Source organism: Bradyrhizobium sp. SZCCT0231 (assembly GCF_018130245.1).
Classification (GTDB): Bacteria; Pseudomonadota; Alphaproteobacteria; order Rhizobiales; family Xanthobacteraceae; genus Bradyrhizobium; species Bradyrhizobium japonicum_F.
Map to the genome: position 1 here is coordinate 422,220 of NZ_JAFCKP010000002.1, position 12,705 is coordinate 434,924.

The 12,705-nt window shown below is 64.9% G+C and carries 14 protein-coding genes; 9 read left to right on the forward strand and 5 right to left on the reverse strand.

Annotated elements, in window-relative coordinates:
- Positions 1-73 precede the first annotated feature (73 nt).
- The 7 genes from JQ566_RS09375 to JQ566_RS09405 all read left to right on the forward strand — a co-directional run bounded on the left by JQ566_RS09375 (position 74) and on the right by JQ566_RS09405 (position 6,360).
- Entirely contained in the window at positions 74-559 is a 486-nt protein-coding gene (locus tag JQ566_RS09375) for a (2Fe-2S)-binding protein (RefSeq protein WP_027576463.1), read from the forward strand.
- A gap of 27 nt (positions 560-586) precedes the next feature.
- A complete protein-coding gene (locus tag JQ566_RS09380) occupies positions 587-1,393 on the forward strand; it encodes an FAD binding domain-containing protein (protein ID WP_212371951.1) in 807 nt (268 codons plus the stop codon).
- A gap of 61 nt (positions 1,394-1,454) precedes the next feature.
- Positions 1,455-2,378, forward strand: coding sequence for an AAA family ATPase (locus JQ566_RS09385; RefSeq protein ID WP_212371952.1), 924 nt, complete (start codon positions 1,455-1,457; stop codon positions 2,376-2,378).
- 140 nt (positions 2,379-2,518) lie between these two features.
- Positions 2,519-3,721 carry a vWA domain-containing protein gene (locus tag JQ566_RS09390; RefSeq protein ID WP_212371953.1) on the forward strand — a complete coding sequence of 401 codons (1,203 nt, stop codon included), beginning with the start codon at positions 2,519-2,521 and terminating at the stop codon, positions 3,719-3,721.
- A gap of 10 nt (positions 3,722-3,731) precedes the next feature.
- On the forward strand, positions 3,732-4,055 hold the full coding sequence (locus JQ566_RS09395; protein ID WP_008564652.1) for an XdhC family protein: 324 nt from the start codon (positions 3,732-3,734) through the stop codon (positions 4,053-4,055).
- Between the two features lie 2 nt (positions 4,056-4,057).
- The gene (locus JQ566_RS09400; protein ID WP_212371954.1) at positions 4,058-4,759 is read left to right on the forward strand and encodes an XdhC family protein; all 702 of its coding nucleotides are present in this window, start codon (positions 4,058-4,060) and stop codon (positions 4,757-4,759) included.
- A complete protein-coding gene (locus JQ566_RS09405; RefSeq protein WP_212371955.1) occupies positions 4,756-6,360 on the forward strand; it encodes an NTP transferase domain-containing protein in 1,605 nt (534 codons plus the stop codon). Before JQ566_RS09400 ends, JQ566_RS09405 begins: the two co-directional genes overlap by 4 nt.
- 51 nt (positions 6,361-6,411) lie before the next feature.
- Here JQ566_RS09405 and JQ566_RS09410 read toward each other — a convergent pair whose 3' ends face one another.
- The 5 genes from JQ566_RS09410 to JQ566_RS09430 all read right to left on the reverse strand — a co-directional run bounded on the left by JQ566_RS09410 (position 6,412) and on the right by JQ566_RS09430 (position 11,408).
- Positions 6,412-7,107, reverse strand: coding sequence for an ABC transporter ATP-binding protein (locus tag JQ566_RS09410; RefSeq protein ID WP_212372136.1), 696 nt, complete (start codon positions 7,105-7,107; stop codon positions 6,412-6,414).
- 5 nt (positions 7,108-7,112) lie between these two features.
- Entirely contained in the window at positions 7,113-7,865 is a 753-nt protein-coding gene (locus JQ566_RS09415; RefSeq protein ID WP_212371956.1) for an ABC transporter ATP-binding protein, read from the reverse strand.
- The gene (locus tag JQ566_RS09420) at positions 7,862-9,121 is read right to left on the reverse strand and encodes a branched-chain amino acid ABC transporter permease (protein WP_212371957.1); all 1,260 of its coding nucleotides are present in this window, start codon (positions 9,119-9,121) and stop codon (positions 7,862-7,864) included. Before JQ566_RS09420 ends, JQ566_RS09415 begins: the two co-directional genes overlap by 4 nt.
- A complete protein-coding gene (locus tag JQ566_RS09425; RefSeq protein WP_212371958.1) occupies positions 9,118-10,053 on the reverse strand; it encodes a branched-chain amino acid ABC transporter permease in 936 nt (311 codons plus the stop codon). The genes JQ566_RS09420 and JQ566_RS09425 overlap by 4 nt, the downstream gene beginning before the upstream one ends.
- A gap of 122 nt (positions 10,054-10,175) precedes the next feature.
- On the reverse strand, positions 10,176-11,408 hold the full coding sequence (locus JQ566_RS09430) for a branched-chain amino acid ABC transporter substrate-binding protein (protein WP_212371959.1): 1,233 nt from the start codon (positions 11,406-11,408) through the stop codon (positions 10,176-10,178).
- Between the two features lie 313 nt (positions 11,409-11,721).
- On the opposite strand from JQ566_RS09430, the gene JQ566_RS09435 reads away from it, so the two are divergent.
- Entirely contained in the window at positions 11,722-12,111 is a 390-nt protein-coding gene (locus JQ566_RS09435; protein WP_212371960.1) for a DUF4189 domain-containing protein, read from the forward strand.
- Between the two features lie 65 nt (positions 12,112-12,176).
- The gene (locus JQ566_RS09440) at positions 12,177-12,587 is read left to right on the forward strand and encodes a DUF2000 family protein (RefSeq protein ID WP_212371961.1); all 411 of its coding nucleotides are present in this window, start codon (positions 12,177-12,179) and stop codon (positions 12,585-12,587) included.
- Positions 12,588-12,705 lie beyond the last annotated feature (118 nt).

Sequence of the window (12,705 nt, forward strand, 5' to 3'; positions counted from 1 at the left end):
CCCATATGATGGGTTGGAATAATTATAAGAACCGCTTCGACGGGACCCGTCGGGGCGCTGATAGAGAGTGCTTATGGCAAAAATCTCCCTCATCGTGAACGGCAATCCTGTGACGGCCAATGTCGATCCCCGCACGCTTCTGGTGCAGTTCCTGCGCGAGAATCTGCGCCTGACCGGCACCCATGTCGGCTGCGACACCTCGCAGTGCGGCGCCTGCGTCGTGCACCTCGACGGCAAGGCCGTGAAGTCCTGCACCACGCTTGCCGTGATGGCCGATGGTCACGAGGTCAAGACGATCGAGGGACTGGCCGCCGACGGTGCGCCGCTGCATCCGATGCAGGAAGCCTTCCGCGAGCACCATGGCCTGCAATGCGGCTTCTGCACGCCGGGCATGATCATGACCGCGATCGACATCGTGCACCGCAAGGGTCACGAGCTCGACGACCATACGATTCGCGAGGAGCTCGAAGGCAATCTCTGCCGCTGCACGGGCTATCAGAACATCGTCACCTCGATCTCCGCCGGCGCCAAGGCGATGGCGAAATCCGATCTCGCGTAACGCGCATCCCGCGATCAGGACATTCAGATGTACGAATTCAAATATCATCGCCCTGGGACCGTTCGCCAGGCGGCCAACCTCCTGGTGAAGAACGAGGACGCCAAGGTGATCGCCGGCGGTCACACGCTGCTTCCCGTCATGAAGCAGCGCCTCGCAAGCCCGCCGCATCTGGTCGACCTCTCCCACATCGAGGGGCTCAACACGATCGAGATGAAGGGCCGCTCGCTGGTGATCGGTGCCACCGCCAAGCACGCCGAGGTCGCGACCTCCGCCATCGTCGGTGAGGCGATCCCGGCGCTGGCGAACCTTGCCGGCGGCATCGGCGATCCCGCCGTGCGTCACAAGGGCACGATCGGCGGCTCGCTCGCCAATAACGATCCGACCGCCGACTATCCGGCCGCGGTGCTTGCGCTCGGGGCCACCATCGTCACCAACAAGCGCCGCCTCAAGGCTGAAGAGTTCTTCCAGGGCCTGTTCACGACGGCGCTCGAAGCCGACGAGATCATCACCAAGGTGATGTTCCCGTTGCCGAAAAAGGCGGCCTACATCAAATTCCGCAACCAGGCCTCACGCTACGCGCTGGTCGGCGTGTTCGTGGCGCGGCGTCCGTCGGACGTGCGTGTTGCCGTCACCGGCGCCGGCTCCGAAGGCGTGTTCCGTGTCACCGCATTCGAGGAGGCCCTGAAGAAGCGCTTCGCCTCGAAGGCGCTGGATGGCATCAACGTGCCGGCGGAAGGCCTCAACAGCGATATCCACGGCAGCGCCGAATACCGCGCGCACCTCATCGGGGTGCTGACGCGGCGCGCCGTCGACGCCGCCAATGCCAAGGAATGATGGGCCTCACTCATTGGCCCCAATACTTGCCCGGTGAGGGCGCAAACGAGACTGGCCTTTCATGACTTCAGCGGCCAATACTTCCGGTGCCATGCCGGCATCGGTCGATGCGATGCTCGAACTTCTGACCTCGCGCGGCTATCTGGCCGAGCGGTCGCTGGCGACGGTGACCTATCTGTCGCTGCGCATGGGCCGGCCGCTGTTCCTGGAGGGCGAGGCCGGGGTCGGCAAGACAGAGATCGCAAAAGTGCTCTCGACGGCGCTGGGGCGGAAGCTGATCCGCCTGCAGTGCTATGAAGGCCTCGACGTCTCCTCCGCGGTCTACGAGTGGAACAGCGCGGCGCAGATGATCGCGATCCGGATGGCGGAAGCCGCCGGCGACACCGATCGCGAGCAGCTCTCAAGCGACATCTTCGCCGATCGCTACATGATCAAGCGGCCGCTGCTCCAGGCGCTGGAGCCCGACGTCTCAGGCCCGCCGGTGCTGCTGATCGACGAGCTCGACCGCGCCGACGAGGCGTTCGAGGCGTACCTGCTCGAAATCCTCAGTGACTTCCAGGTGACCATCCCCGAATTCGGCACCGTGAAGGCGCCGCACCCGCCGATCGTCATCATCACGTCCAACCGCACCCGCGAGATCCACGACGCGTTGAAGCGGCGCTGTCTCTATCACTGGGTGGATTATCCTGCCGCCGAGCGTGAGCTTGCGATCGTCAAGACGCGCGTGCCCGGCATCTCCGCCAAGCTATCGCAACAGGTCGTGCGCTTCGTGCAGGCGCTGCGCAACCAGGACTTCTACAAGTCGCCGGGTGTGGCCGAGACCATCGATTGGGCCACCGCGCTGTCGGAGCTCGATGCCCGCTCGCTGACGCCGCAAGTGGTCGGCGACACGCTGGGCGCGCTGCTCAAGTACCAGGACGACATCACCCGCATGCAGGGCGATGCCTTGCAGAAGGTGCTGAAGGAAGCGACGAGCGAGAATTGACGCGCGTCAATTGAGTTCGTCATTCCGGGGCGCGTAGCGCGAGCCCGGAATCCATCGGGCCGCAGAGTTGGTGGATGAATGGATTCCGGGTTCGCGCCAAGAGGCGCGCCCCGGAATGACGAGCGGATGGATACGAGACCATGGCCATCAACCACCTTGCCCCCGAGCAGACCGAGCAGTTCGCCGACAACATCGTCGGCTTCGCCCGCGCATTGCGCTCCGCCGGCATGCCGGTCGGACCGGGCGCCGTCATCGATGCCATGAGCGCGCTGCAGGTGATCGACATCGGCAACCGGTCGGATGTCTTCACCACGCTCGAGGCGATCTTCGTCAAGCGCCATGAGCATGCGCTGATCTTCAAGCAGGCCTTCAACCTGTTCTTCCGTGCCTCGGAAGAATGGAAGCACATGCTGGATTCGGTGCCGCTGCCGGAGCAGGCCAAGAAGAAGCCGCAGGCCGGCGCCCGCCGCGTCCAGGAGGCGATGTCGCAGCCGCGCATGACCGAGACGCCGCAGCACCAGGAGCAGGATCTGCGCCTGTCGGTCTCCGACAAGGAGATCCTTCAGAAGAAGGATTTTGCGCAGATGAGCGCGGCGGAGATCACCGAAGCTCTCCGCGCCGTCGAGCGGATGCACCTGCCGCAGGCCGAGCTCTTGACGCGCCGGCGCCAGCCCGACGCCCGGGGCCTGCGGCTCGACCTGCGCCGCACGCTCCGCGCATCGCTCCGCACCGGCGGCGACATCATCGACATCCATCGCCTCGGGCGGATCGAGAAGCCGGCGCCGATTGTGGCGCTGCTCGATATTTCGGGCTCGATGAGCGAATACACCCGCCTGTTCCTGCATTTCCTGCATGCGATCACGGATGCGCGAAAGCGCGTCTCGGTGTTCCTGTTCGGCACGCGCCTCACCAATGTCAGCCGCGCGCTGCGCCAGCGCGATCCCGACGAGGCGCTGGCGAGTTGCTCGGCCTCGGTCGAGGACTGGGCCGGCGGCACGCGGATCTCGGCCTCGCTGCACAACTTCAACAAATTGTGGGCGCGGCGGGTGCTGAGCCAGGGCGCCATCGTGCTCCTGATCTCCGACGGGCTGGAGCGGGAGGCCGATTCCAAGCTGGCCTTCGAGATGGACCGCCTGCACCGGTCCTGCCGGCGGCTGATCTGGCTCAACCCGCTGTTGCGGTTCGGCGGCTTCGAGGCCAAGGCGCAGGGCATCAAAATGATGCTTCCCCACGTTGACGAATTCCGCCCGGTACATAATTTGAGTTCGATCCAGGAGCTGATCACGACGCTCTCCCAGCCGCTGCCGCCGCATCACCGCAGCCTGATCCGCTCCGCAGCTTGAGAGGCCAGCCATGCTCGATCGCGACGAGGACATTCTGAAGGCGGCGGAGGACTGGCAGAAGGCCGGCCGTGGCGTCGCGCTCGCTACTGTCGTCGAGACCTGGGGCTCGGCGCCGCGCCCGGCGGGCTCGAGCCTTGTCATCAACGATGAGGGCACGTTCCTGGGGTCCGTCTCCGGCGGCTGCGTCGAGGGCGCCGTCGTCACCGAGGCCATGGACGTGATCGAGAGCGGCAAGCCAAAAATGCTGGAGTTCGGCGTCGCCGACGAGACCGCCTGGAATGTCGGGCTGTCCTGCGGCGGCACCATCCGCGTCTTCGTCGAGAAGGTCGGCTAGCCGTGAAGCTCGCAATCCTGCACGAACTCAATGCCGAGCGCGCCGCGCGCCGGCCGGTGATCCTGGTGACCGACACCGAGAGCGGCGAGCAGCGGCTGGTGAAGGCGAAGGATTTTGCCAAGGATCCGCTGCGCACTGAGCTGGAGAAGCAGCTTCGCATGGGCAAGAGCGCCAGTGTCGAGGCCGGCGGCAAGAAGCTGTTCCTCAACGTCTACGCGCCGACGGCAAAGCTCGTGATCGTCGGCGCGGTCCATATCAGCCAGGCGCTGGCGCCGCTGGCGCGCTCGCTCGGCTATGACGTCACCGTGGTCGATCCGCGCACGGCCTTTGCCAGCCCGGAGCGCTTTCCCGACATTCCGCTGATCGCCGAATGGCCCGATACCGCGCTGCCGCCGCTCAACGTCGACGCCTATACGGCGTTCGTCGCGGTGACTCACGATCCCAAGATCGACGACCCCGCGCTGCTGCACGCCTTCGAGCGCAACTGCTTCTATATCGGCGCGCTCGGTTCGCGGAAGACGCATGCCAAGCGTGCTGACCGGTTGCGGGCGCAGGGCGCAAGGGAAAGCGACATCGCGCGTATCCACGCGCCCATTGGCCTTGCGATCGGCGCGGTCTCGCCGTCCGAGATCGCGGTGGCGATCATGGCCGAGATCACGGCGGTGCTTCGGCTGCCTCCGAAAGAAAAAGAAGAAGCGGCATGAAGTTCGGCCCGGCGAGCCCCAGGGATGCGATCGGCGGAGTGACCGTCCACACCCTGCGCCAGGGACCGTTGGTGCTGAAGAAAGGCACGACGATCGGGCCTGCCGAGGTCGAGTCGCTGGAACGCGCCGGCATCAAGGACATCGTCGTGGTCCGCATGGAGGCGGGCGACGTCTCCGAGGACGTCGCGGCCGCCAGCATCGCGCTTGCCGTCGGCGGCGAGGGCATCCATGTCGAGCGCGCCTTCACCGGCCGCGCCAATCTGTTCGCCGCCCAGCCCGGCGTGCTGGTGATCGACCGCGCCGCGGTCGACCGCATCAACAATATCGACGAGGCCATCACCTTTGCGACGCTCTCGGCCTACAAGCCGGTGGTCGAGGGCGAGATGGTCGGCACCGTCAAGATCATCCCGTTCGGCGTCGAAGGACGTCTGCGCGATGCCGCGGTGAAGGCGGCGGGCAAGGACGTCCTTAAGATCGCGCCTTACGTGATCAAGCGCGTCGGCGTGGTCTCGACGCTGCTGCCGGGCCTGTCCTCCAAGGTGATCGACAAGACCCTGCGGGTCACCGCCGAGCGGCTCGCGCCGGCCGGTGCCAGCATCATCGCCGAGCGGCGGGTGCCGCACGACGAGCAGGCGCTGTCGGGTGCGATCAAGGAAGTGCTGGGCCTCGGCGCGGAGCTCGTGATCGTCTTCGGCGCGTCCGCGATCGCCGACCGCCGCGACGTGATACCCGCGGCCGTCACCGGGATCGGCGGCGAGATCGAGCATTTCGGCATGCCGGTCGATCCCGGCAATCTCTTGCTGATCGCCCGCGCCGGCGGCGTGCCGGTGCTGGGCGCGCCGGGCTGCGCGCGCTCGCCGGTCGAGAACGGTTTTGACTGGGTCTTGATGCGGCTTCTCGCCGGCATCAAGGTGACGCGGTCCGAGTTGATGGGCATGGGCGTCGGCGGTCTCCTGATGGAAATCGTCACGCGGCCGCAGCCGCGAGCACAGCCGGAGACCGAGGGCAACAGCCAGGTCGCCGCCATCGTGCTCGCGGCCGGCCGCTCCACCCGCATGGGCGGACCGAACAAGCTGCTCGCCGAGCTCGACGGCAAGAAGCTGGTGCGCCTCGCGACCGAGCAGGCGCTGGCCTCCAAAGCGTCCGAGGTGATCGTCGTCACGGGGCATCAGGCGGAGCTCATCGAGCAGGCACTGCAAGGCCTGAAGGTGAAATTCGTCCGCAATCCGGAGTTCGCAGGCGGCATCGCCAGCTCGGTCAAGGCCGGCATCGCGGCCGTGCCCGAGACCTGCGACGGCGCCGTGGTGTGTCTCGGCGACATGCCGCTGATCGACGCCGGCCTGATCGACCGCCTGATCGACAGTTTTGCGCCGGACCGCGGCAATCTCATCGTCGTGCCCGTCAGCGAGGGCCGCCGCGGCAATCCCGTGCTGTGGTCGCGCCGCTTCTTCAAGGAGCTGATGACGCTCGACGGCGACATTGGCGCACGCCACCTGATCGCCAAGCATGCGGAGGCGGTGGCCGAAGTGCCCGTCGACGGCGAGAGCGCCTTCCTCGACATCGACACGCCGCAGGCGCTGGAGGCGGCTCGGCAAGGGTGAGCCGGCAAGGGTGAGCCGGCGCCAAACATTCCGCTCGCGGGCAGCGCAGGCTCAGACTTCCAGCCAATCCTGACGCACCCTGGCGTCGGCGTTGAACTCGGGCACGGTCCCCTCGAATACGATCCGGCCATGGCCCATCACGTAAAGGCGATGGCTGATCTTGAGCGCAATCGTCAACTTCTGCTCGACCAGGAGGATGGAAATGCCGCGTTCGGCGATCTCCCCGAGGAGCTTGCCCACGAGCTCGACCATCATCGGCGCAAGCCCTTCCGTCGGCTCATCGATCATGATGAGATCGGGATCGCCCATCAGGGTGCGGCACATGGTCAGCATCTGCTGCTCGCCGCCCGAAAGCACGCCCGCCATGGTGTCGGCGCGTTCCTCCAGCCGCGGGAAGATGTTGAACATATCCTGCATCGACCAGCGGCCGGTCTGCTTGGCCCATTTCTGGCCGAGCATCAGGTTCTGACGAACGGTCAGCGAGGGGAATATGTCGCGGTTCTCCGGAACGTAGCCGAGGCCGAGGCGGGCAATCTGGTGCGGCTTCAGCCCGACGATCTCCCGGCTCCTGAACCTGACCGATCCGACCGGCGGCACGTCGCCCATGATCGCCTTGATGGTGGTGGACCGTCCGACGCCGTTGCGTCCGAGCAGCGACACGATCTCCCCCATGCCAATGTGGAACGTCACACCATCGAGGATATGGCTCTTACCGTAATAGGCGTGCAGGTTCTCCACCTCGAGCAGCGCGGTCATGCGTGCGCCTCCTCTCCCAGGTAGGCCTCTCGCACCGCCTTGTTGGCGCGGATCGCCTGCGGCGTGTCGGAGGCGATGATCTGGCCGTAGACCAGCACGGAAATGCGGTCGGCGAGCCCGAACACCACGCTCATGTCGTGCTCGACCATGATCAGCGTGCGTCCCTCCGACACCCTCCGGATCAGCGCCACCGCCTGTTCGGTCTCGGCGTGGCTCATGCCCGCAGTCGGCTCGTCCAGCATGATGACGTCGGCGCCGCCCGCGATCGTGATCCCGATCTCGAGCGCGCGCTGCTCGGCATAGGCCAGCACGCCGGCCGGCACGCCGTGGCGCGAGGACAGGGCGATCATCTCCATGATCTCCTCGGCGCGCTCGTTGGCGTCCTTCAGGCGGTCGACAAAGCGCCAGAACGAATAGCGGTAGCCGAGCGACCACAGCACCGCGCAGCGGATGTTCTCGTAGACCGATAGCTTGGGAAAGATGTTGGTCACCTGGAAGCTGCGCGACAGGCCCCTGCGATTGATTTCATAAGGCGCCAGATGCGTGACGTCTTCGCCCTTGAGCCGGATGGAGCCCGAAGTCACCCTAAGTCGTCCGCTGATCAGGTGGAATAGCGTCGACTTGCCGGCGCCATTCGGTCCGATGATGGCGTGTCGCTCACCCTGATTGATGTCGAGCGTCACTCCCCGGATGATCTCGGTGGGCCCGAAACTCTTGCGCACGTCCGTGAGCGAGATGGCGGCGGTCATGCTGCGGCCTTTCCGCTGCTATCTGCGATGGCGAGGGCCCAGGCGTCTCCCACGCGCGGCCATAGCGCCCGCAGACCCAGCGCGCCGCCGATGAAGAGGACCAATGCGGACAGCCATGGCCCGATCTTCGCGCCGTTCATCGCGATCTTGAATACCGAGAGCATCGAGCCCTCGCTCTGCGCCTCGACCAGCATGTGATGGGCCAGTTCGATGAACAGGATGCAGCCAAGTACGAGCGCCGCGAGGGGAACGGCGGTGAGCGCGTAGATGGGGACCAGCTTGAAGATGCGCCCGCCGCGCAGTAGCGGACGGTGCAAGGCAAGCCAGCCTGCAATTCCGCCTGGCGCGTACATGACGACGAGGATGAAGAGGAGTCCGAAATAGAGCATCCACGCCTTGGTGATGTCGGACAGCGATATCTGCAGGAAGGTAACGAGCACTGCGCCGATGATCGGGCCGGCGAAATGGCCGATTCCGCCGACGAAGGTCATCAGCAGGACCTGGCCCGAGGTGGCCGCGCCGACCGTCTGCGAGTTCATCAGTTCGAAATTGATTGCGGCCAGGGAGCCAGCGACGCCCGCGAAAACGGCGGACAGCACAAAGGCTTGGAAGCGCACACGCTGGGTGGAATAGCCGATGAATTCGGCGCGCTCGGGATTATCGCGCACGGCGTTGCACATGCGGCCGAACGGCGTGCGTGTGATGGCGTACATCAGGACGATGCAGACAAGGCACCAGAAGGCGATGAGGTAGTACACCTGGATCTGCGGGCCGAACTTGTAGCCGAGGAACGGCGCGAGCTTGGCGCGGTTGGCCGCGATGCCTTCCTCGCCGCCGAAGAACGAGTGCAGGACGAGTGCGAAGGCCGCAACGAGCTCACCGAGGCCAAGCGAGATCATCGCGAATACCGTGCCGGCGCGGCGTGTCGACACGGCACCGAATATCAGCCCGAAGAACAGTCCCGCGGCCGCCCCGATCAGCGGCACTGCCGGCAGCGAAACGGGGAGCTTGTTGGCCGCAATCAGGTTCATGGCGTGGACGGCGCAGAACCCGGCAAGGCCGTAATACACTGCGTGTCCGAACGAGAGCAGCCCGGTCTGGCCGAGCAGCATGTTGTAGGACAGCGCGAAGATGATCATGACGCCCATCAGGCTCATCATGGTGAGCGCCACGCCCGAAGAAAACACGTAGGGCGCGACTGCGAGGCCCGCCGCCAGCGCGACGAAGGCGAGGAGGATACGGATGCCGCCCATCATGTTTCCCTGGTTCCGAACAATCCCCTGGGCCTGAAGATCAGAACCAGCACCAGGAGGAGATAGGGCAGGACCGGAGCGATCTGGGCCAGCGGCGCCCGGCCGAGCTCGCCGAACAGCGAGGCGGCGGAGGGGCCGATCGCGTCGGCAAGCGAAACGTTGATCGCGACCGCGAAGGTCTGGACCAGGCCGATCAGGAGTGAGGCGACAAAGGCGCCGCCGAGCGAGCCGAGGCCGCCCACGACGATCACCACGAACAGGATCGGCCCCAGCAGCGCCGCCATCGAGGGCTGCGTGACGAGCGCGGGTCCCGCGATGACGCCGGCAAGGCCGGCGAGGCCTGCGCCGACGCCGAAGACCATCATGAAGACCTGTGGAACGTTATGGCCGAGCATCGCGACCATGTTCGGGTGCGTCAGCGCCGCCTGGATGATGAGTCCGACCCGGGTGCGCTTGAGGATGACCAGCAGGAATACGAACATCGCCACCGCCGTCGCCAGCATGAAGATGCGGTAGGCGGGATAGGTCGTGTCGAACAGGCGGAAGGCGACGAAATCAAGCGACGGCGGCACCCGATAGTCCACCGGCAGCTTGCCCCAGATCATGTTGACCAGTTCCTCGATCACGAAGGCGAGGCCGAAGGTGAACAGCAATTCGGCCACGTGGCCGAACCGGTGAACCTGCCGCAGGCCATAGCGCTCGATCAGGCCGCCAATGACGCCGACCAGCACCGGCGCGACGAAGAAACCCGGCCAGAAGCCGATGCGGCGGGAGATCTCGAAGCCGAAATAGGCTCCGATCATGTAGAAGCTGGCATGCGCGAAATTGAGCACGCCCATCATGGAGAAGATGAGCGTCAATCCGCTCGCCATCATGAACAGCAGCATGCCGTACAGCACGCCGTTCAAGGTCGAGAATGTAATGAGTTCGAGCATTGGCAGTCCGAAAGGCCCCCGCCGGGGAGAGGTACGCTGCCACACCGCAGCCGAGGTCGATTGTGGTCGACCTCGGTGAGTTTCGGCAAGGCAGCGCTGACGGTATTGTTCAGCGAGGAATGTTACGGGCGGTCCATCTTGCAGGTCGTCGGCACAGTGGTGTCGGCGGAGGCGATCTTGCCCTTCACTGTCCAGCCCCAGCCAGTGCCTTCCTCATCGAATCTCTGGCCAGCCTTCAGCGGGCCGAAGGAGCGGAGATACATGTCCTGGAAGAACTGGTGGTCGTCCTTGCGCATGGTGCCCTTGCCGCCGTCGAACACGTCGGCGGTCATGCCTTCCAGCTTGAGCGCGACAGCCTTCGGGTCGAGCGAGTTGGCTTCCTTGACCGCCTGGGCGAACATCCGGATCTCGTTGACGGCGCGCGGATACCAGATTCCGATGTTGTACTTCTTGCGGAATTCGGCCTCCTTGGCCTGGGCCGCCTCGATCGCGGTATTCGGATCGCCTTCCACGATGTCGTGGACTTTGTCGGCAAGGCCGGTCTGCTTGATAGCCGTCGGGCCACCCGCGCCGCCGGCATAATAGGTGTACCAGTTGGCCTGCAGGCCGGCATCCGCTGCGGCCTTGAGCAGCAGCGCCATGTCCTGACCCCAGTTGCCGGTGATGACCGAATCAGCCCCGGAAGCCTTGATCTTGGCGACGTAGGGCGAGAAGTCGGTGATTTTCAGCAGCGGATGCAACTCGTCCCCGACGATCTCAATGTCCGGCCGCTTGGCCTTGAGCATCTCGACCGCGAGCTTCCGCACGCCCTGACCGAACGAGTAGTCCTGGTTGATCAGGTAGACCTTTTTGACGCTCGGCTGGCCCTTCAGATAATTGGTCATCGCAGCCATTTTGATGCTGGAGGAGGCGTCCCAGCGGAAGTGCCAGAACGAGCACTTCTCGTTGGTCAGAGCATCGTCGACCGCGGCGTAGTTGAAGTAGAGCACCTCCTTGCCAGGATTGCGCTCGTTATACTTGGTCACGAAATCCGATAGCGCCGCGGCGACCGAGGATCCGTTGCCTTGCGTGATGTAGCGCGCGCCGGCATCGATGGCCTTCTGCGCCTGCACCACCGCTTCCTGCGGATTGGTCTTGTTGTCGAGCGGCAGGATTTCGAGCTTCTTGCCGAGCAATCCACCTTGGGCGTTGATCTGGTCGGCAAGCCACTGGTAGTGCTTCAGGCCGACTTCGCCGATGGATGCCCCGCCGCCCGAGAGCGGGTCGATATAAGCGAGCTTCGCGGTTTCCTGGGCCGCGGCCGCACCGCACGTCAGACCCATCGCAACCGCTACCGTAACCGCAAATTTCTTCATGTTTGTTGTTCCTCCCGATTATTGGTTGGCTGTAATTGGAACGTTCGCGGCGGGCGAGTCAATCGTCTTGTGATCGGATCGATTCGCGATCGCGCTGATCCGTCGCAGCGGGCCCGTCCGATGCGGAGGTATTTGCAGCACTGCCGGCGTGCCACTTGTCAAGGCAACGGCGCGGAGACGGATGGCGGGGAGCCGCGCGGGCGCGCCTTTGCCCGCCTGTGCCTTGCACCTCCACTACAACCACCCGTTCACCAAGTGGAAACGTCCTGCGCTTAGATTGGCGTCCGCCTGCCTTGGGGGGAGGGGTTTTTCCATGGCTTCGAACGTCGTCGCGCGCCGTTGCGCGATGTTTTTCTTTGCGCTGTCGGTCTGTGTCGCCGGTGCCCGCTACATCACCGAAGCCCGTGCCGCCGGCGCCTTTGCGGTCGGCAAGTGCGGCGCCTACGGCCAAGCGTATGACTACGGCGCCGAGCACGAGGCGCGCGCCGCCGCGCAGAAGCAGTGCAAGGGCGATTGCACGACCGTGACGATGAAGCGCGCCTGCGCCGCGATGTCGGTCGATATGACAAATCCGTGCGGCGCCTATGGTTATGCCGTGAAGCCGAAGATCTCGGCTTCGCTCAACGCCGCCACGCGCGAATGCTACAAGTACGGCGGCAAGGAATGCGTGATCCGCGCCTGGGCCTGCGACGCCAAGGGTTGATTCCTCTTGCTGTCATTCCGGGACGATGCGTAGCATCGCCTCGGGAATGACAGTGGAAGAAACAGATGCAGTTCGACACCAAGATCGCCGTCGTGATCCGCACCGATCTTCAGGCCTGGCAGAAGCTCAACGTCGCGTCCTTTCTCACCAGCGGCATCGCCGCGGCTTTTCCGGACTGCATCGGCGAGGCCTATGAAGACGCCTCGGGCACGAAATATCACGCGCTGATCGGCCAGCCGATCCTGATCTATGGTGCCGACGGTCCGGCGTTGTCGCGCGCGCTGGACCGTGCGCTGACGCGGAACGTCACGCCAGCCGTCTATACCGAGGACATGTTCAAGACCACGCACGATGCCGCCAACCGCGAGGCGGTGAGGGCGGTGGCGCGCAACGAGCTCAATCTCGTCGGCATCGCCATGCGCGCCGAGCGCAAGGTGATCGACAAGATCGTCGACGGCCTCAAGTTCCATGGCTGATGTCCAGCTGCGAATGTGCTGTCATCGCGTTGTCATGACGGGCGCACTGTTGCGCAACGATTGGGCTGTTTGACCCGGATCAAGTGCCGGCCGCGTGCGGCCGCTACTCTGCTATTCG

Excerpts from the sequence above, each read along its gene's own strand:
- JQ566_RS09375 (WP_027576463.1), top strand. The coding sequence starts at position 74 with ATGGCAAAAATCTCCCTCATCGTGAACGGCAATCCTGTGACGGCCAAT.
- JQ566_RS09380 (WP_212371951.1), top strand. The coding sequence starts at position 587 with ATGTACGAATTCAAATATCATCGCCCTGGGACCGTTCGCCAGGCGGCC.
- JQ566_RS09385 (WP_212371952.1), top strand. The coding sequence starts at position 1,455 with ATGACTTCAGCGGCCAATACTTCCGGTGCCATGCCGGCATCGGTCGAT.
- JQ566_RS09390 (WP_212371953.1), top strand. The coding sequence starts at position 2,519 with ATGGCCATCAACCACCTTGCCCCCGAGCAGACCGAGCAGTTCGCCGAC.
- JQ566_RS09395 (WP_008564652.1), top strand. The coding sequence starts at position 3,732 with ATGCTCGATCGCGACGAGGACATTCTGAAGGCGGCGGAGGACTGGCAG.
- JQ566_RS09405 (WP_212371955.1), top strand. The coding sequence starts at position 4,756 with ATGAAGTTCGGCCCGGCGAGCCCCAGGGATGCGATCGGCGGAGTGACC.
- JQ566_RS09415 (WP_212371956.1), bottom strand. The coding sequence starts at position 7,865 with ATGACCGCCGCCATCTCGCTCACGGACGTGCGCAAGAGTTTCGGGCCC.
- JQ566_RS09420 (WP_212371957.1), bottom strand. The coding sequence starts at position 9,121 with ATGATGGGCGGCATCCGTATCCTCCTCGCCTTCGTCGCGCTGGCGGCG.
- JQ566_RS09425 (WP_212371958.1), bottom strand. The coding sequence starts at position 10,053 with ATGCTCGAACTCATTACATTCTCGACCTTGAACGGCGTGCTGTACGGC.
- JQ566_RS09430 (WP_212371959.1), bottom strand. The coding sequence starts at position 11,408 with ATGAAGAAATTTGCGGTTACGGTAGCGGTTGCGATGGGTCTGACGTGC.
- JQ566_RS09435 (WP_212371960.1), top strand. The coding sequence starts at position 11,722 with ATGGCTTCGAACGTCGTCGCGCGCCGTTGCGCGATGTTTTTCTTTGCG.
- JQ566_RS09440 (WP_212371961.1), top strand. The coding sequence starts at position 12,177 with ATGCAGTTCGACACCAAGATCGCCGTCGTGATCCGCACCGATCTTCAG.